The sequence below is a fragment of the Shewanella sp. M-Br genome, from assembly GCF_036245925.1.
Classification (GTDB): Bacteria; Pseudomonadota; Gammaproteobacteria; order Enterobacterales; family Shewanellaceae; genus Shewanella; species Shewanella oncorhynchi.
Window position 1 is genome coordinate 64,812 of the sequence record NZ_BJBV01000008.1, and the last position, 17,408, is coordinate 82,219.

Genomic DNA, 17,408 nt, shown 5'->3' on the forward strand with positions numbered 1-17,408 from the left:
ATAAACTCAAATTCACTGATTAAATTCGACTATTTACGATTCTGCATCCACAAATGGTATTGCTAGGCTGAAAAAGGACCACGGCATAATCTTTGGTGTCATCCATATCTAACACCTCGATACTGAGATTGTGCATTTCCGAGTCATTAAAATGTAAGCTGCTGATATAGGATAGATATTTCATATGTTCTGGCCAATTTTTTTGCTTTTCAATTTCAGATTCCGTTTTCGTTTTAACGGTAACTTTATAGGTCATGCTATTGGCCTCAATACTGTCGACTTTGCCTTGCATTAAAATATTGCCCGCACTCGTACCGTCAATATTAAAGTAACGATAATTGATCTGCGTATTGTCAGCGGCAATCAAAACATCCACGAGTAGGTAAAATTTACCGTCACTGCTAACACTCGAGCTGCCGCTGGGATTGGCACTAGAATGGCGGTCGAATAATTCAGAGCTGCAATTTAGAATCATCGTCTGATTAGTAGCCGACTGTTTGTATATCACACCGCAAGCCATAATCAATGCCGACAAGATAACAATATTAATCGTCCACTTTAGCCATTTAGCCACAGATGTTAACCTCCTGCAGCCAAGCAGCATCGATGAAGGTTTTCGGTCGAGTGAAATCACTGATTTTAATATTACGGATCACTGACTGACCGAGTTTTTCGCCTCGAAAAGTAATATTAAGCACTTGTTTATCATGGGACAAAGAAGCATAAACATCAGCCCAATCACTTTGACCGCAGGCGATTAATCCTGCACTTAAGCGCTCACCTAATTCGAAGAGTAAAGTGTTATTAGTATTGGAATCAGCAAATAAGTGTAATCGTACTTGCTGGCCTGAAGCCAAAGGTAATATTGAAGTCATAAGTGCTTGGGTTGGCTTGCTGTGATCCGTATGATTCAAATAAAACACCGAAAACGCTAACATAAACCCGAATAACACTAAGGCACTCCACAAAGGCACTGTGTGCAATCTGAGGTAATTAACACCTCTAAACTCAGTCCCATTAGATGGTTGGAGTAAATAACCTTGGCCTTTCACGGTTTCAATCAAGCCCTCATATTGAGGTCCAAGAAAGCTGCGAAGCATAAAAACAGCACGGGCCACAGAGGTATCAGTTAGCGGCGGATGTTTTCCATCACCCGTCTTCAGCATGTGCTTAGAAACCAACTTACCTTGATGCTCAACAAGCAAATTAAGTACTTGTAACTCGGCTCGAGGAAGATGCCAAGATTCATCGCGAGACAACTCAATCAGTATGCCTCGTTCCCGATCAAACCTGCAGTCTCCCAATTGCATCAACATCCACTCAACTCCATAAAAACACAAAGTTAAGTCTATGCAAACTAACTAATGATTAATGTGATCTTGCTAACCCAAGTCAGCAAATAGTTAATTTTCGTGAGACGACCCCCACGTTCAGCGCTATTAGGTAAAAACATGCGTTAACTCACAGGAATAAATGCCATTTAGCACATGGGAAATTCGGCATAAATTTACATAAATATAATAAATATCGGGACGATGAGCACCTTGCAATCTGTTTAGTTAATTAAAATGCAGAATTTAAGTCGGTTAATTCTATTGTAGTAACGCTATTTACCGCTCATGTAAAAGGCAAATATCCTCCGGCGTAAATCACAATATTTATCTCAAGCATGCTTAGAATTTACGTCATCAATTTATCTTTAGCATTTGATAAATAGAAGTAATCCTACATAGAGGAAATACATAATGAGCATAAATAGACGTCAAGCATTAACCCGTATTATTGGTATTAGCACCGCTGCGGCAGGGGCAACACTCATGGGGACATCGGTTCTCGCGGCAACGAATGCCAATGGTCAATATCAATTAGCGATAGGAGAGAAACTTAAATACGTTCCACTTGATGCAATGGCAACAGCAAAACTGGCCTATGAAACGGGTGGTGGTTGTATGCACCAAGTTTTTCATGCCGTTGTGACTATGCTAGCCCAATCTAATAGTGCCGATGCAGACAAGTTCAAAACAATTCCAACGGCATTAGCCGCCTATGGTTTTGCAGGGGTAACGGGTCAAGGCACGCTCTGCGGTAATCTTAATGCGATAGGCATGTTAGTGAATATTTTAGATGACATTAATGGTCACAATAACGCCGTGATAGCTAATACCTTCCGCTACTACGAAAATACAACGCTCCCTTTATCTTCACCTGAATTTGTTACTGGTATTGGCTCGACAGCAGAAAAAACGGCTCTTGTGGGCAGTTCATCAAAAGCCAAGAGCGTATTATGTCACTCATCTATCAGTAACTGGTCAAAGTCTTCTGGCTTACCATTCGCGAAAAAAGGTGAACGCTGTTACCGCTTATCCGCGTCTATGGCTTATTACTTAGTCGATGTATTAAATCGTGCCTATCAAGGGGAGAATATCGGCGCCCTTGTTGGTAGTAAGCCAACACCAGATGCACAAGATTGCCAAACTTGTCACGGTAGTACTAGCACATTAGGCTCAGCGGCAAGTGTAAAAACAGACATGGAATGCACCACTTGCCATACAGGGCATTTCAATTAAGGAGACTGTGATGAAATACCCATTACTCACATTGACCCTCGCGACATTAATGCTCGTAGGATGTGGCAGTGACAGCAATAACACTGAGCCTGAAGATCCGCCGACACCGCCACCTCCCGTCGAAAATGCAATAAACATTGATGAAGCAACGCAGATAAATCTCAAGCTTGAGCAATTTGACTCGAGTACAGGGACAATTCAATTTTCACTGACGGATGCGCAACAAGAAGCGATCACTGCGGCGAAAACCTATGATATTTACTATTTTGGGTTCCCCGACAAAGCCAAGGAATCCTCGAATCCGAAGGCATGGAAACACTGGCATGTTACCCAAAATTATCGTTGCCAAAGTCTTGGAGAATGCAGCGGTAAATTAACCGAAGTCACAAGCGGTCAATACCAATTTGAGATAGCAGGCTTAGATTGGGCTCTGCAGGATCCAAGTGGTTCAGTGGCACAAATTAAAGTCGCGATTCAGATCTACGGCGCAAAAGCCAATAACGAGCTGGATTTAATTCAAGTGCTACCGCAATAATCCTTCCAATGACATATCCAAACAAATAGAGGCATCCATCGGATGCCTCTATTTTATTCATTGATATCTAGACGTTATGCGATTGAATTTTGTTAGATCGACGTTGTTCGCTAAATAATTCGCGATATTATCCGCTACAAAACGACTCACAAACGTCAATACAGTCCAAAAAGTGAATGAGCAGTACTTTTATTTAGAACATCGCAGCATTGAGCCACATATGTACTAAAATGCTCGCGATATAACCCAGCGCAATGACAGGTGTCCAACGCAAATGGGCACCAAAGGTGTAAATCCCCCTAGCTTGTCCCATTAACGCGACCCCTGCAGCACTGCCAATTGACAATAAACTGCCCCCAACTCCTGCGGTTAATGTTACTAGTAACCATTGGCCTAAGGCCATCTCAGGGTTCATCGTCAACACAGCAAACATCACCGGAATATTATCAACAACCGAAGACAACAGACCGATAGCCACGTTGGCATAGGTCGTATCCCAATTGGAATACAAAGCCTCAGATACTAAGCTCAAGTACCCCATAAAGCCAAGGCCACCCACACATAGCACTACACCATAAAAGAACAACAGGGTATCCCATTCAGCGCGGGAGATCCTGCTAAACACATCGAAGGGCACCACACTACCAAGCTGCTGAAGACGCTGCTCGTCCTGACGCAATTCAGCCTTTGCACGTTCGCGGGCAACGGAACGATTGAAGGTTTTACGCAGATAAAAACCAAAGAATTGTAAGAAACCTAATCCCGTCATCATACCCAATACAGGCGGCATACCTAAGAAGGAATGAGCACACACTGCCGTAGCGATTGTGAGTAAAAACAACGCAACAATTCGCTTAGCACCCGGCTTAGTATAAACATGCTCTTTTTCTGGCTCTGGCACGAAATGTGGGATAAACACACTCATAATGGCAGCGGGTAATGCAAAGTTCACTAAAGCAGGAATAAACAGATGGAAGAAATCGCTAAAGTGCACTAATCCTTTTTGCCACACCATTAAGGTCGTGATATCACCAAACGGACTAAACGCACCACCCGCATTAGCCGCAACAACAATGTTGATACAGGCTAGGGTGATAAACTTGCGTTGCCCTGCCCCCACCTTCATCACCACGGCACACATCAATAGCGCAGTCGTTAAATTATCTGCCACGGGTGAGATAAAGAACGCCATAAACCCTGTCAACCAAAATACGGTTCTTAGACTAAAACCACGGCCGACAAGCCAACCACGAATGGCATCAAACAAATTTCGCTCTTCCATAGCATTGATATAAGTCATCGCCACGAGTAAGAAGAGTAGAAGCTCAGCATATTCAAGCAAGTTATGTTTGAATGCCGCTTCCGACACTTCAGACATACCATTTTGTACATACACAAAACCTATCATGCCCCAGATAATCCCTGCCGCGACCAGCACAGGTTTCGACTTGCGTAAATGTAACGACTCCTCAGCCATCACCATTATGTATGCAAGTACAAACACAAAGACGGCAACATAACCCACACTCGAGGCGGTTAAATTAAGCCGTTCTATCCCTTCTGTCATAGCCCATGCTGCAGGTGAGAATCCGCTCAATATTGCAACGCAGAATAGACTCCATAACGCCATTCCACTGCCTTTAAACAACCGCTGTAATTTCATTAAAGTTCATCTCTACGTAGGAAATTACGTCGAAAATTACCATAGCTTCAGCATAGTAAATGTTGATAAAACGCAACTTTCTATGCATTACCCTATAACCAAAGGCATTTAAAACATTAATTTTTGTATAACTACAGCGATAACTAATAAAGAAACATTTAACTTAGTCTAAAAAGAGCCAATAAAAAAGCACCTCAAAGGTGCTTTTTAGTTTCTAAATCAGTGTCACAGCATTAGAAGGAATATAACAAGGTCATATTGGTTTCTGTATCTGTACTTTTCTTATTATCCAACGGCTCGCTGTTGTAGCGCACAATAATGGCAAACTTCATTGCTAATGCGCCGATAATATTCGCCGTTAACGAAGTTTCAGAGCGGGCATCGAGCTTATCACCGTAATCGGCAACGAAACGTTGTTGGAATTTAGAGGTGTCAGTGATTTCGGTTTCAAAGTTGATCACACCGTGAGCAACGACGCTGTCATTGGTGTCATGGCCTTCGATAAGTGCTTGCTCTGTATCAAGACGCTGATAGATATAACCTGGACCGACTTCGACATCTAAAAAGGTCTTACTAGTATCATAGAATCTATAACCATAACCCGCTGCGCCAGATAGCGTGTAATCATAACCTGTGAACGGATCAACTTCATAATTACCATTAGCAAACAAGTAGCTACGATCTGTCATCTTGTAGTTACCTTGTGCGCCCGCTAAATAGCGTTTCGCGGTAACAGAACCTGTATCCTCTTTATATAAACCTTCGAGTAAGTACTGATTCTCCCAATCGCCAAGCTCATGCTTAAGATTTAAACGTCCTTTGAATGATGAGGTTTCAGTGTTACCTGTGGTTAAGGTTGCACCAAGCTCAGCTTCACCTGCGAATGTCTCATCGCCTTTTACAAAATCGGCCCCAGCTGTCGCCATAAAAGGTGCAGTCATTAATAGTGCGGCGGTCAGTACTTTCTTCATGTTTATCCGTTCCTGTTCCGTTAAATCCAATCCCTATAAATATCTGTTCGTCCCAGCGATGCTGAATAAGCACATATTAATAAGGGTTAGTATTTTCCCCTGAAAATCTGCGCGATATTAACATTTACGATTAAAAAATGAAAATTGCAGCTATTTTAAGTATAAAAAAACCCGCTTTAGCGGGTTTTTATCTCAGCGATAACGCTTACATATTGATCTTAGGATCTAACGCGCCAGACTGATACGCTTTATACATTGCTTGTAAAGACAATGGCTTAATCTTAGATGCTTGACCTGCACAGCCGAAAGCTTCATAGCGAACCGTACAGATATCGGCCATGGCTTCCATTGATGCTTTCAGGAATTTACGTGGATCAAATTCACTTGGGTGTTCAGCTAAGAATTTACGAACGGCCCCCGTTGATGCTAAACGTAAGTCGGTATCAATGTTGACTTTACGTACACCGTGTTTGATACCTTCTACAATTTCTTCTAATGGTACACCGTAGGTTTCTGGGATCTGACCACCATATTGGTTGATGATCTTTAGCCACTCTTGTGGCACAGAAGATGAACCGTGCATCACTAAGTGAGTATTAGGAATACGCGCATGAATTTCTTTGATGCGGTCGATACGCAGTACATCGCCCGTCGGTTTACGACTGAACTTATATGCACCATGGCTAGTACCGATAGCAATCGCGAGTGCATCAACATGGGTATCGGCAACGAAACGCGCCGCTTCTTCAGGGCTAGTCAGCATTTGATCGTGACTTAAAATACCAGATGCACCAACACCATCTTCTTCGCCAGCTTGGCCAGTTTCTAAGCTGCCTAAACAGCCGATTTCACCTTCAACTGACACACCACACGCATGGGCAAATGCCACTGTACGACGGGTAACATCAACATTGTACTCGTACGATGCAGGCGTTTTGCCGTCAGCCATCAAAGAACCGTCCATCATGACTGATGACATGCCTAATTGAATAGAACGCTGACAAATATCAGGATCGGTACCGTGGTCTTGGTGAATACACACAGGAATATCTGGGTACTGCTCAAGAGCCGCTGCCATCAAATATTTTAAGAACTGTGGTCGAGCGTATTTACGCGCGCCAGCAGAAGCTTGCACTATCACAGGGCTGTCTGTTGCTTCAGCGGCCTGCATGATGGCACGCATCTGCTCTAAGTTGTTAACGTTAAACGCAGGCACACCGTATCCATGTTCTGCTGCGTGATCAAGTAGTTGTCGTAGGGAAATTAACGCCATTTTTTAACTCCAATAATAGGGTGATATCTATCACCGAGGTCGCTATCGTTTGGATGGATTTTTATACCCGCATTCAACTCTGTACCTTAAATAAACAACTTAAATTAAGTACCTTAGATGAATACGGGCGGTTTTTTTTATAATTTTTTACTTTTTATCAAAGCTTTGATGTTATCAGAGCTTATCGCGGCGTCTTATGCGCCGCGTTTTTTAAAACTTAATGATTAAGCGCCGCGCTTTTCTAACATAGCCACAGCCGGTAATTCTTTACCTTCGAGGAACTCGAGGAAAGCACCGCCACCAGTCGAAATGTAAGACACTTTATCGGCAATGCCGTACTTATCAACCGCAGCCAAAGTGTCACCACCGCCTGCGATAGAGAACGCTTTTGAATCAGCAATCGCTTGGGCGATACGCTTAGTACCTTCACCGAATTGGTCGAATTCGAACACGCCCACAGGGCCGTTCCACACGATAGTGCCAGCAGATTCGATGATTTTAGCCAGTGCTTCAGCGCTATCTGGACCAATATCGAAAATCATTTCGCCATCAGCGACTTCGCTAACCGATTTTAACGTTGCCGCTGCTGTTGGGCTAAACTCGCCCGCAACGACCACATCAGTCGGCACAGGAATATCGGCGCCACGGCTCTTAGCATTAGCCACTAAACGCTTAGCTTCGTCGATCAAATCCGCCTCATACAGCGATTTACCGACATTGTAGCCTGCCGCCGCAATGAAAGTATTGGCAATACCGCCGCCAACCACTAACTGATCAACGATACCCGAAAGACTTTCTAGCACGGTCAGCTTAGTTGACACTTTAGAGCCACCGACAATCGCCACCATAGGACGCGCAGGGTTATCTAACGCTTTGCCTAAGGCATCTAATTCTTGCGCCAGTAATGGACCTGCACAGGCGATTGGGGCAAACATGCCCACTCCATGGGTCGATGCTTGGGCACGATGTGCAGTACCGAAGGCGTCCATCACATAGACATCACACAGCGCCGCCATTTTTTTCGATAAGGCTTCGTTGTTCTTACCTTCACCCACGTTGAAACGCACGTTTTCGAACACAACCACTTCACCCACGGCAACGTCGACGCCGTCTAAATAGTCGGTCGCTAAACGCACAGGACAAGACAGGGCTTTTGCCAAATAATCGACCACAGGTTGCAGAGAATATTCAGCATTGTATTCGCCTTCGGTCGGACGACCTAAATGCGACATCACCATCACAGCCGCACCTTTTTCAAGGGCCAACTCGATAGTCGGTAGAGAGGCGCGCAGACGTGCATCACTGGTGACGACGCCATTGCTGACAGGGACATTGAGATCTTCGCGGATAAGCACGCGCTTACCTTGTAGATCCAGATCTGACATATTGATAATTGCCATGGTAACGCTTCCTTTTATAATCAAAAAACAAACTGTTTCACACATAGCCGGTATGAATTGACTGCCGCTCGGCGCTCGACATCCCGTCGAATTGGCATAAATTCAGTGACCCACAAGTGAATAATCTACTTTTATCAGCCTCGCTTGGCCGCGATCATCGCCAAACTCGTATCTAACATACGATTGGCAAAACCCCACTCGTTATCGCACCACAGGAGTAACTTCACCAACTGACCGGCGCTCACGCGGGTCTGGGTACCATCGACAATACTGGAGCGCGGATCATGGTTGAAATCACATGAGACTAAGGGCTCATCAGTATAGCCTAAGATGCCGTTAAATCGCCCATTGGCGGCTGATTCCAGCACCTGATTGACTGTGGCAATATCGACGGTTTTTTCTAAGGTCACGGACAAATCGATGGCGGTCACGTTGATGGTGGGCACGCGCACCGAAATCGCTTCAAACTTATTTTTCATGTGCGGCAAGATCCGCTCAATGCCGCGGGCAAGTTTAGTGTCGACAGGGATAATCGATTGGCCAGCGGCGCGGGTACGACGCAAATCATCATGATAAGCATCGATCACTTGTTGATCATTCATCGCCGAATGGATAGTGGTAATGGCACCGCTTTTAACGCCAAAGTGGCGATCAAGCACATCGATCACTGGCACGATACAGTTTGTGGTGCAAGAAGCGTTGGACACCACAGTATGTTCGGCGCGGAGTAAATCGTGGTTTACACCATAGACAATCGTGCCATCGACATCGGCTGAGGATGGATGACTTATCAGCACTTGTTTAGCGCCGGCGTGAATATGGGCTTCGCAGCTTTGACGATCGACTAATACGCCTGTGGCTTCATAGACAATATCTATGTCCATCTCGTGCCAAGGGAGTTTTGTGGGATCGGGCTCGTGGAGAATTTTTATCGCATCGTCGCCAATCAGCATATGATCATCAACAAGCTTCACTTTATGCGCAAACCGACCGTGGGTGGTGTCGTACTGGGTCAGATGAATAATGGCTTCAGGTTTAGCTAATTCATTAATCGCGACAATCTGCATTTGCTGCCGTTTTCCAGACTCATATAAAGCTCGGAGAATAGAGCGGCCGATACGGCCATAACCATTGATAGCGACTCGGATCATTGAGGTCTCAATTTCCTCTTAATACAAAAACGGCCTGCAAACGATTGCAGGCCGCATTATACAGATTAACACTTAAAAAGTTTAACCTTTTGTATTGAATCTAATCCCTTGAGCGATTAGCCCAATGATTTTGCAGCATTCAGCACATTTTCAACGGTGAAACCGAAGTGATTCAATAGCACGTTACCCGGCGCAGACTCACCAAATGTGGTCATGCCCACAACTGTGCCTTCAAACCCGACGTACTTGTACCAGAAATCGGTATGCGCCGCTTCAATAGCCACACGTTTAGTCACAGCACGTGGTAATACAGATTCTTTATACGCGGCATCTTGCTTATCGAACTCAGTCGTCGATGGCATAGAGACTACGCGAACGTGTTTACCTTGCTCAGTCAGTGCAGCGGCTGCATCCATTGCCAATTGTACTTCGCTACCAGTTGCGATCAGGATCAGTTCTGGTGTGCCCGCACAGTCTTGCAGTACATAAGCACCTTTAGCCACATTAGCTAATTGCTCAGCGGTACGCGCTTGAGCTTTCAGGTTTTGACGGCTGAAGATCAGTGACGTAGGTGCATTACGGCGCTCAATCGCAGCTTTCCAAGAAACTGCCGTTTCTGCCGCATCACATGGACGCCATACGGCCATATTTGGCGTCATACGCAGGTTAGCTAATTGCTCAACTGGTTGATGCGTTGGGCCATCTTCACCTTGACCGATAGAGTCATGGGTATAAACGAAGATGTTTTGAATACCCATCAGCGCCGACATACGGACTGCGTTACGAGCATATTCCATGAACATCATGAAAGTTGCGCCGTAGTTGATGAAACCACCATGCAGCGAAGCACCGTTCATAATGCCGCTCATGCCGAATTCACGCACGCCGTAGTAAATGTAGTTACCAGCTGGATCGTCTTGAATACCTTTAGAACCTGACCACAGTGTCAAGTTAGAACCCGCTAAGTCAGCAGAGCCGCCTAACAGTTCAGGCAACATAGCGCCAAATGCACCGATGGCATTTTGTGAGGCTTTACGGCTCGCAATACCTTCGGCTTTGTCCTGTGATGCTTGCACGAATGCCTGCGCTTTTTCTTCGAAATCAGCCGGTAATTCACCTTTCAGAACGCGACGCTCATATTCAGCAGCCAGTTCTGGGTGAGCAGCGCGATATGCTGCAAACTTCTCGTTCCACGCTGCTTCACGGGCCGCACCGGCTTCTTTGGCATCCCAACCGGCATAAACGTCAGCAGGGATTTCAAATGGTGCATGTGGCCAGCCAAGGAATTCACGGGCGGCTGCGATTTCTGCATCGCCTAGTGGCGCGCCGTGACAATCGTGGCTGCCAGATTTGTTGGGTGAACCAAAACCGATAATGGTTTTGCAGCAAATCATTGTTGGTTTATCGGTCACCGCTTTCGCCGCTTCGATAGCAGCACGGATTGCCGCGCTATCGTGACCGTCAACACCGGCAATCACATGCCAGCCGTAAGCTTCAAAACGTTTTGGCGTATCATCGGTGAACCAGCCTTCAACATGGCCATCGATAGAAATACCGTTGTCATCCCAAAATGCGACCAGTTTACCTAAACCTAAAGTACCGGCTAATGAACAGGCTTCGTGGGAAATACCTTCCATCAAACAGCCATCGCCGAGGAAGCAGTAAGTGTAGTGATCAACGATATCGTGACCATCACGGTTAAACTGTGCCGCTAAGGTTCTCTCAGCAATCGCCATACCGACAGCGTTGCTGATGCCCGCACCGAGTGGACCCGTTGTGGTTTCAACACCTGGGGTGTAACCGTATTCTGGGTGACCCGGGGTTTTAGAATGCAATTGACGGAACTGTTTTAGCTCTTCAATTGGTAATTCATAACCAGTCAGGTGAAGTAAAGAGTAAATCAGCATTGAACCGTGACCGTTAGAGAGGATAAAACGATCTCTATCTACCCATTTCGGATTGTTCGGGTTGTGCTTAAGGAAATCATTCCACAGCACTTCAGCAATATCTGCCATACCCATTGGGGCGCCGGGATGGCCTGAATTTGCTTTTTGAACTGCATCCATACTTAACGCACGGATTGCGTTTGCGAGTACTTTACGGGAAGACATGCTCTCTCCTGCTTGTTTGTGGGGTCTAGCGGGCAATTTGGATGCATATTTTCCCCTACATGCCAGTGTGACGCAAACTAAAATTACCATTCACTCAGCAAAAGATGGGCGAATATGTACCCAAACAACCTGAAGATGCAGGATTCAGGTCGCTTGAGTATACAAGTCGCAGAAACAAGCCAGTCACTCTACTGGCGTTTACTTAAGAGGGCATAGCAAGGATCACTTGTAATAGAGAAATAAATTCCTCAAAAACATAGTAAACTTAATGCTATGAAATATAAGTAAAATAACCTATTTATGACTGAGCGTAGTCGTTTTCAGGTCACAATCTGAGAGGATTTTTTATTATCGGGGGTGATCGGCAATCGGATTTAAACTAAAATAGCCGTCTAGATGTAGATGCTTCTACACGTTTGAATGCTAACGACGAGATTTTCCTACTATGGCAAAGCACTTGTTTACTTCTGAGTCGGTCTCAGAAGGTCATCCCGATAAGATTGCAGATCAGATTTCTGATGCTGTGCTAGATGCAATTCTGGCTCAAGATCCAAAAGCACGCGTAGCGTGTGAAACTTATGTCAAAACAGGCATGGTATTAGTGGGTGGTGAAGTCACTACCTCTGCCTGGGTTGATATTGAAGAAATCACCCGTAAAACGGTGCGTGAAATTGGTTATACCCATTCAGATATGGGGTTTGATGCGGACTCGTGCGCAGTATTAAACGCCATTGGTAAGCAATCACCCGACATTAATCAAGGTGTAGACCGCGCAGACCCTGCAGAGCAAGGTGCTGGCGATCAAGGGTTAATGTTTGGCTATGCCAACAACGAAACCGACATTCTGATGCCTGCACCTATCACCTATGCTCACGCATTAGTGAAACGTCAGTCTGAAGTGCGTAAAAATGGCACGCTACCTTGGTTACGCCCAGATGCGAAAAGCCAAGTCACTTTTGCCTATGATGATGGCAAAATTGTCGGTATCGATGCAGTCGTGTTATCGACTCAGCACAGAGATGACGTTTCACAAGCCGACTTAATTGAAGGCGTGATGGAAACCATTATCAAGCCAGTATTACCGGCTCAATGGTTAAACAAAGATACTAAGTTCTTTATCAACCCAACTGGCCGTTTTGTTATCGGTGGTCCAGTAGGCGATTGCGGCTTAACGGGTCGTAAGATCATCGTTGACACCTACGGCGGCATGGCCCGTCATGGTGGTGGCGCATTCTCTGGTAAAGATCCATCAAAAGTGGACCGTAGCGCAGCATACGCTGCCCGTTATGTGGCAAAAAACATCGTTGCAGCAGGTCTTGCTGATCGCTGTGAAATCCAAGTGTCTTACGCTATTGGTGTGGCAGAGCCTACCTCTATCAGCATCGAGACCTTCGGTACCGGTAAAGTGTCTGAAGAAGTGCTGATCAAGTTAGTACGTCAACACTTTGAACTGCGCCCATACGGTTTAACGGCCATGCTAGATTTAGCACGTCCAATTTATCAAGCGACCGCCGCTTATGGCCACTTTGGTCGCAGCGAATTCCCATGGGAAGCAACTGATAAAGCCGAAATATTGCGCGCTGACGCGGGTCTATAGTCTTAATTCATTTCAATTCTTACACTTAAGACCCATAAAAAACCGCTACCCAGCGGTTTTTTTATGTCTGACATTTAGTTAGATTAATAATGCTAAGACAAATATGGCAAAATAAAAGCAGTATATACACAGACCATTAGAGTGCACAGACCCCATGACCGATAACGCCATCTTATTACAGCAACTTCAATCTTGTGCATGGGCAGCCAATGTAGGTCAGCCAGAGGAAATAGCAAAGACATACGGTACATTAGAGGAGATCGCCGCTTTTCTTGAATCCGATCCTGAGGCCTTTTTTGAAACACCTTACGAAATCCACTATGAAAGCCTGTGTGTAACAGATCATGACTTGGCAAATTCGTTAAAAACAATGGCAGTAGTAAATGATGTGCATGCTTGGATTTCTGACAGCGAAGTCGATGAAATTGCTAAGTCAGCTTACCTCTCCACTTGGAAAATTATTCCAGTTGCAGAAATATGCGCGCTGACATCCGATGACGCTAATACGCTCGCAACACTGCTCCTAGCTGACGTTAAACTTTCAGCCTTTACGAGTGAACGCCTATCTTGGTATCTCTGTGGAAGAATCCCCTTTGGTTATATTGGTACTTACCCAAACGGGCAATGGCTGATTCTTTAGGCTTATACGCTAGCACCTTTAATGTTTCTGACTTCATCTAGGATCTATTGAGCTTTCGAGAATGATTTTTAGAGAGCATGCCAAGATTGATACTAACCAATGCACGCAGGGAAACGCTATTTCATTTAATGAACAGCACAGGCCATGTTTATGATAAACCTGAACATAGACAAATATTCGAAGGCATTCTTTAACGCCTTCTAACAGGTATCCCTTGACAAGATTTACCCAAAGAGTTGGGCCATTGGAGTACGGTCTTTAGACGGTTTTATTTATAGTCTAAAAAGACATTCAGGCCTATTTACTCAAAACCTTAGCGAACCTTGCTGACACGGAATGGTTTTTTATTGATGGCTCGATAGTGCGGACTCACCAGCACAGTGCAGGTGCACTGAGTAATGAGTAATGAGAGTTACCCTATTGTTTAATTGATAGTGGATACCTTTATCAAACGGGTAACTCTCAGTTTTATCTATCGCCCATGAATATCAAATAATGGCTAATGCACAGGGTATTCGTTTAGAAACGTACATTCATACCAACCCAGAAGTTACGGGCCTTATCTTTGTTATTAAAATCATCAACGTAAGATGCTGTGTATCCATTTTGGCCATTATCGTCAGAGACACAAGTGGTGCTAGTGTCACTACATTCGGTGAAGACAATATCGTATGAAGTAAAATCTTTATCAAACAAGTTATTTACTCGCATGTTGAAGGTGACAAACTCACTCGCCTGATAAGAACCACCAAGATGGAACACGTTATAACCCTTATAGTAAAGTGCAGCATCATTAATGATATCCCAAGAGCGATAACGTTTAGCACGGTATTCTGAGGTCAAGAATACGTTTAATGAGTCGGTCAACTCCCATTTTAATGTCGCGTTTGCCATATGCTTGGCACTGTTGCCGAGTGGACGACCTTGCTCTGCACCGCTTTTCTGCTCGCTATCTGTGTAGGTATAATTAGCATTTAACGTTAAGGCATCTAGAATTTCCCAACGTCCCGCGAGCTCAGCACCTTGAATAGTAACTTTATCTATGTTGACTGTTTTGCTACTGACTGCATAACCTAAATCAGCATATTCACCCGCATCGGAACATTCTATGCTCGTACCTTTACCACAGGGTTGTGAAGCAATCTTATCGTCAAAGTCATTTTTAAAGATAGTGACGTTAAAATTATGGCCATCTGGATGAGACCAATACAGGGCGACTTCGCTGGACACACTGGTTTCAGCTTCGAGATCTGGGTTACCAAATTGCGGTGAGGTTCCTTGGCCACCAAAGCCAACGACACCATCATACAATTGTGTGGTTTTAGGTGTTTTAAAACCTGTGCTCACCCCACCTTTTACTGTCCACTCATTATTAATGGTGTAAACACCGTATAGACGTGGGCTGAGTTGGTTGCCAAATATTTCATGATCATCATGACGTAAACCCGCAGTAACAGATAAATCAGAAGTCATGCTCCATGTATCTTCAGCAAAAACAGACCACATATTATGTTCTTGTACTGCACCCGGCGTACCTTCTTCCATACCAAATACACCGTCTTTCAACTCACCACGAATCACCTGCGCACCCGTCACTGCGACATGATTTCCTGCAGCTTCAAATGGAATATCGAGTTTCATATCAAGCGTATATTGATTACTTGCCATTTCGCGTTTAGGTCTAGGCAGGAAAGTGGATTCAGCAATCGCTTTACGTTCGGCTTCAGTCATGCCGGTGTAATCCCCTTTACCATCAATCATCTGCAGTAGTAATACTCGTTCAGCAGTGGTAAATGGCAGTGTGCGGCCATTATTTTGTGTGTCTACATAGGATAGTGACACAAAGCTTGTACCAAAATCCCAAGCACCTTCATGGGTTAACGCCCAAGCATCACGGGTAAATTTTTGAGTCTCGCTGTAACCCGCTCGCGGATTTGATCGTCTTGCCCATTCACCACCGCTGGCTAGACAAGCAGCCTCACGGGAACCTACGCCGCCTTTACAGAAGTTACTGGCAATCCAGAGACTATCGATATTATCAACAGTACCAAGCGGATACTCGCGTTCACCGTTATCATTGATCAGTGGCGTATTATCATAATCTTGAGATGAGGAATCTAAATCAAACCAAATTTTGTGATGTTCATTTAGCGTCCAACTTAAACTCCCACCTAACATATGATTTTCGTTATCGACGGTTTTACCGCCACCACCAAAACCGAGTGAACGAGTGCGTACTTCTCCATTGGGATAATCTACTGGTGCATACTCTGGTGTAGACCCCATTCGATCATAAATACTGCCATGAATCGATAACCCAAGAACGCCTTTAATGAGGGGACCCATCACGCTGAAATCGGTAGTGATATCTTCGCCATAGGCATCATTGGTTTGATGAGTTCGGCTGTGAGTGATAGAGCCAGACCATTCGTCGCCCACTTTTTTAGTGATGATGTTCACCACACCACCTAGAGCATCTGCACCGTATAACGTTGATGCTGGCCCACGAATAACTTCAATTCGATCAATAGCATCAAGTGGTGGTACATGACCAAATTGATTGCCACCAAAACTGTTTGGATAAATATCACCATGGTTATTCTGACGCTTACCATCGACAAGGATTAAGGTATAGTCAGATCCCATACCGCGTAGACTGATGGTACCTTGCCCTGTTTTATCACGGGTTTCACCAATATCAACCCCTTCCAAGTCACGCACTGCATCTAGGAGAGTGGTATAAGGTTTTATCATCAAATCTTCTTGGGTGATAACAGAAATACTGGCAGGTGCATCAACCAATTTCTGTTCATATCCAGAGGCAGTAACAACCATAACTTCCATTTTTCTGTCGGGAGCCTCTTCGGCTTGGACAAAATTACCCGCAAATACAGCGGTAATGGCAACTGCCAAGCAAGTTTGACGAAATAACATAAACCTCTCCTGTTTAGTAAACTTAGTTTACAAATGTAACCCACAAATGATTTCGCGAATGATAATGATTAACATTAGTGAGATCAATCAAAAGTTGAATACAACAGAAATAACATTTACGTTTATAAAGTAATCACATTCCAGAAAGAGTTTTTGACATGAACTTTGAAGTTATGAGTGAAGAAAATATCGCGATTGTGGATGCGCTGGTAGACGGCGTTCGGCAATATAATACTGGGCTCTTAGGACCAGAGAAATCAGTGCCTTTGACTGTCATAGCACGCGATGAAACTGGCAAGTTGATTAGGGGTGTGGGTGGACAGACTATCTATAAAAACTTCTTAATCAATGTTGTCTGGGTTGATGACCAAACCAGAGGCACAGGGCTTGGGCGTAAACTGATGGCACTTGCAGAAGCAGAGGCGAAACAACGCGGTTGCCTAGTAGCCCAAGTGGATACCTTATCGATTCAAGCCCCAGTATTCTATGAGAAACAAGGTGTTGAGATCATAGGCATAGTCACCACAACCCCTGAGCGCTACTTTCTAATGAAGAAATATTAATCA

The 17,408-nt window shown here is 44.7% G+C and carries 14 protein-coding genes and 1 pseudogene; 6 read left to right on the forward strand and 9 right to left on the reverse strand.

The features are described from left to right. Window positions 1–19: 19 nt before the first annotated feature. Complete coding sequence (locus AAA952_RS08475) at window positions 20–574, reverse strand: hypothetical protein (protein ID WP_113939813.1); 555 nt, start codon at window positions 572–574, stop codon at window positions 20–22. Next, the gene (locus tag AAA952_RS08480; protein ID WP_105250092.1) at window positions 567–1,316 is read right to left on the reverse strand and encodes a winged helix-turn-helix domain-containing protein; all 750 of its coding nucleotides are present in this window, start codon (window positions 1,314–1,316) and stop codon (window positions 567–569) included. Before AAA952_RS08480 ends, AAA952_RS08475 begins: the two co-directional genes overlap by 8 nt. Before the next feature lie 429 nt (window positions 1,317–1,745). On the opposite strand from AAA952_RS08480, the gene AAA952_RS08485 reads away from it, so the two are divergent. Together AAA952_RS08485 and AAA952_RS08490 are read left to right on the forward strand one after the other, a co-directional pair. Beyond that, window positions 1,746–2,567: a cytochrome C gene (locus AAA952_RS08485; protein ID WP_338256076.1), complete on the forward strand. Its 822-nt coding sequence runs from the start codon at window positions 1,746–1,748 to the stop codon at window positions 2,565–2,567. Window positions 2,568–2,577: 10 nt separating this feature from the next. Beyond that, window positions 2,578–3,102 (forward strand): hypothetical protein, encoded by a 525-nt coding sequence (locus AAA952_RS08490; protein ID WP_338256078.1) that lies wholly within the window; start codon window positions 2,578–2,580, stop codon window positions 3,100–3,102. A gap of 193 nt (window positions 3,103–3,295) precedes the next feature. Here AAA952_RS08490 and nhaD read toward each other — a convergent pair whose 3' ends face one another. The 6 genes from nhaD to tkt all read right to left on the reverse strand — a co-directional run bounded on the left by nhaD (window position 3,296) and on the right by tkt (window position 11,671). Next, window positions 3,296–4,765 carry a sodium:proton antiporter NhaD gene (gene nhaD, locus AAA952_RS08495; RefSeq protein WP_173246601.1) on the reverse strand — a complete coding sequence of 490 codons (1,470 nt, stop codon included), beginning with the start codon at window positions 4,763–4,765 and terminating at the stop codon, window positions 3,296–3,298. A 233-nt stretch (window positions 4,766–4,998) separates the two neighbouring features. Then, window positions 4,999–5,736: a DUF481 domain-containing protein gene (locus AAA952_RS08500; protein ID WP_028761626.1), complete on the reverse strand. Its 738-nt coding sequence runs from the start codon at window positions 5,734–5,736 to the stop codon at window positions 4,999–5,001. 205 nt (window positions 5,737–5,941) lie between these two features. Next, the gene (gene fba, locus AAA952_RS08505) at window positions 5,942–7,009 is read right to left on the reverse strand and encodes a class II fructose-bisphosphate aldolase (RefSeq protein ID WP_028761627.1); all 1,068 of its coding nucleotides are present in this window, start codon (window positions 7,007–7,009) and stop codon (window positions 5,942–5,944) included. A 224-nt stretch (window positions 7,010–7,233) separates the two neighbouring features. Further along, window positions 7,234–8,409, reverse strand: coding sequence for a phosphoglycerate kinase (locus AAA952_RS08510; RefSeq protein WP_113939810.1), 1,176 nt, complete (start codon window positions 8,407–8,409; stop codon window positions 7,234–7,236). A 134-nt stretch (window positions 8,410–8,543) separates the two neighbouring features. After that, a complete protein-coding gene (gene epd, locus AAA952_RS08515; protein WP_338256084.1) occupies window positions 8,544–9,560 on the reverse strand; it encodes an erythrose-4-phosphate dehydrogenase in 1,017 nt (338 codons plus the stop codon). 116 nt (window positions 9,561–9,676) lie between these two features. Next, window positions 9,677–11,671 (reverse strand): transketolase, encoded by a 1,995-nt coding sequence (tkt, locus tag AAA952_RS08520; protein ID WP_338256086.1) that lies wholly within the window; start codon window positions 11,669–11,671, stop codon window positions 9,677–9,679. A 445-nt stretch (window positions 11,672–12,116) separates the two neighbouring features. Between tkt and metK the strand changes: the two genes are divergently transcribed. The 3 genes and pseudogenes from metK to AAA952_RS08535 all read left to right on the forward strand — a co-directional run. Continuing rightward, window positions 12,117–13,268 carry a methionine adenosyltransferase gene (gene metK, locus AAA952_RS08525; protein WP_028761631.1) on the forward strand — a complete coding sequence of 384 codons (1,152 nt, stop codon included), beginning with the start codon at window positions 12,117–12,119 and terminating at the stop codon, window positions 13,266–13,268. Window positions 13,269–13,422: 154 nt separating this feature from the next. Further along, window positions 13,423–13,908 (forward strand): hypothetical protein, encoded by a 486-nt coding sequence (locus AAA952_RS08530; protein WP_338256088.1) that lies wholly within the window; start codon window positions 13,423–13,425, stop codon window positions 13,906–13,908. A 77-nt stretch (window positions 13,909–13,985) separates the two neighbouring features. Beyond that, a pseudogene (locus tag AAA952_RS08535) lies at window positions 13,986–14,311 on the forward strand (transposase); the annotation flags it as partial. Between the two features lie 116 nt (window positions 14,312–14,427). Here the strand turns inward: AAA952_RS08535 and AAA952_RS08540 are convergent. After that, window positions 14,428–16,842 (reverse strand): TonB-dependent receptor domain-containing protein, encoded by a 2,415-nt coding sequence (locus AAA952_RS08540; RefSeq protein WP_338256090.1) that lies wholly within the window; start codon window positions 16,840–16,842, stop codon window positions 14,428–14,430. Between the two features lie 158 nt (window positions 16,843–17,000). Between AAA952_RS08540 and AAA952_RS08545 the strand changes: the two genes are divergently transcribed. Further along, window positions 17,001–17,405 carry a GNAT family N-acetyltransferase gene (locus AAA952_RS08545; protein WP_338256092.1) on the forward strand — a complete coding sequence of 135 codons (405 nt, stop codon included), beginning with the start codon at window positions 17,001–17,003 and terminating at the stop codon, window positions 17,403–17,405. The last annotated feature ends 3 nt before the right edge of the window (window positions 17,406–17,408 follow it).

Bases quoted from the DNA above. Each gene is read 5' to 3' on its own strand.
- fba (WP_028761627.1), bottom strand. From the start codon at position 7,009: ATGGCGTTAATTTCCCTACGACAACTACTTGATCACGCAGCAGAACAT.
- AAA952_RS08490 (WP_338256078.1), top strand. From the start codon at position 2,578: ATGAAATACCCATTACTCACATTGACCCTCGCGACATTAATGCTCGTA.
- AAA952_RS08485 (WP_338256076.1), top strand. From the start codon at position 1,746: ATGAGCATAAATAGACGTCAAGCATTAACCCGTATTATTGGTATTAGC.
- AAA952_RS08540 (WP_338256090.1), bottom strand. From the start codon at position 16,842: ATGTTATTTCGTCAAACTTGCTTGGCAGTTGCCATTACCGCTGTATTT.
- AAA952_RS08510 (WP_113939810.1), bottom strand. From the start codon at position 8,409: ATGGCAATTATCAATATGTCAGATCTGGATCTACAAGGTAAGCGCGTG.
- AAA952_RS08530 (WP_338256088.1), top strand. From the start codon at position 13,423: ATGACCGATAACGCCATCTTATTACAGCAACTTCAATCTTGTGCATGG.
- metK (WP_028761631.1), top strand. From the start codon at position 12,117: ATGGCAAAGCACTTGTTTACTTCTGAGTCGGTCTCAGAAGGTCATCCC.
- epd (WP_338256084.1), bottom strand. From the start codon at position 9,560: ATGATCCGAGTCGCTATCAATGGTTATGGCCGTATCGGCCGCTCTATT.
- AAA952_RS08500 (WP_028761626.1), bottom strand. From the start codon at position 5,736: ATGAAGAAAGTACTGACCGCCGCACTATTAATGACTGCACCTTTTATG.
- tkt (WP_338256086.1), bottom strand. From the start codon at position 11,671: ATGTCTTCCCGTAAAGTACTCGCAAACGCAATCCGTGCGTTAAGTATG.
- nhaD (WP_173246601.1), bottom strand. From the start codon at position 4,765: ATGAAATTACAGCGGTTGTTTAAAGGCAGTGGAATGGCGTTATGGAGT.
- AAA952_RS08480 (WP_105250092.1), bottom strand. From the start codon at position 1,316: ATGTTGATGCAATTGGGAGACTGCAGGTTTGATCGGGAACGAGGCATA.
- AAA952_RS08545 (WP_338256092.1), top strand. From the start codon at position 17,001: ATGAACTTTGAAGTTATGAGTGAAGAAAATATCGCGATTGTGGATGCG.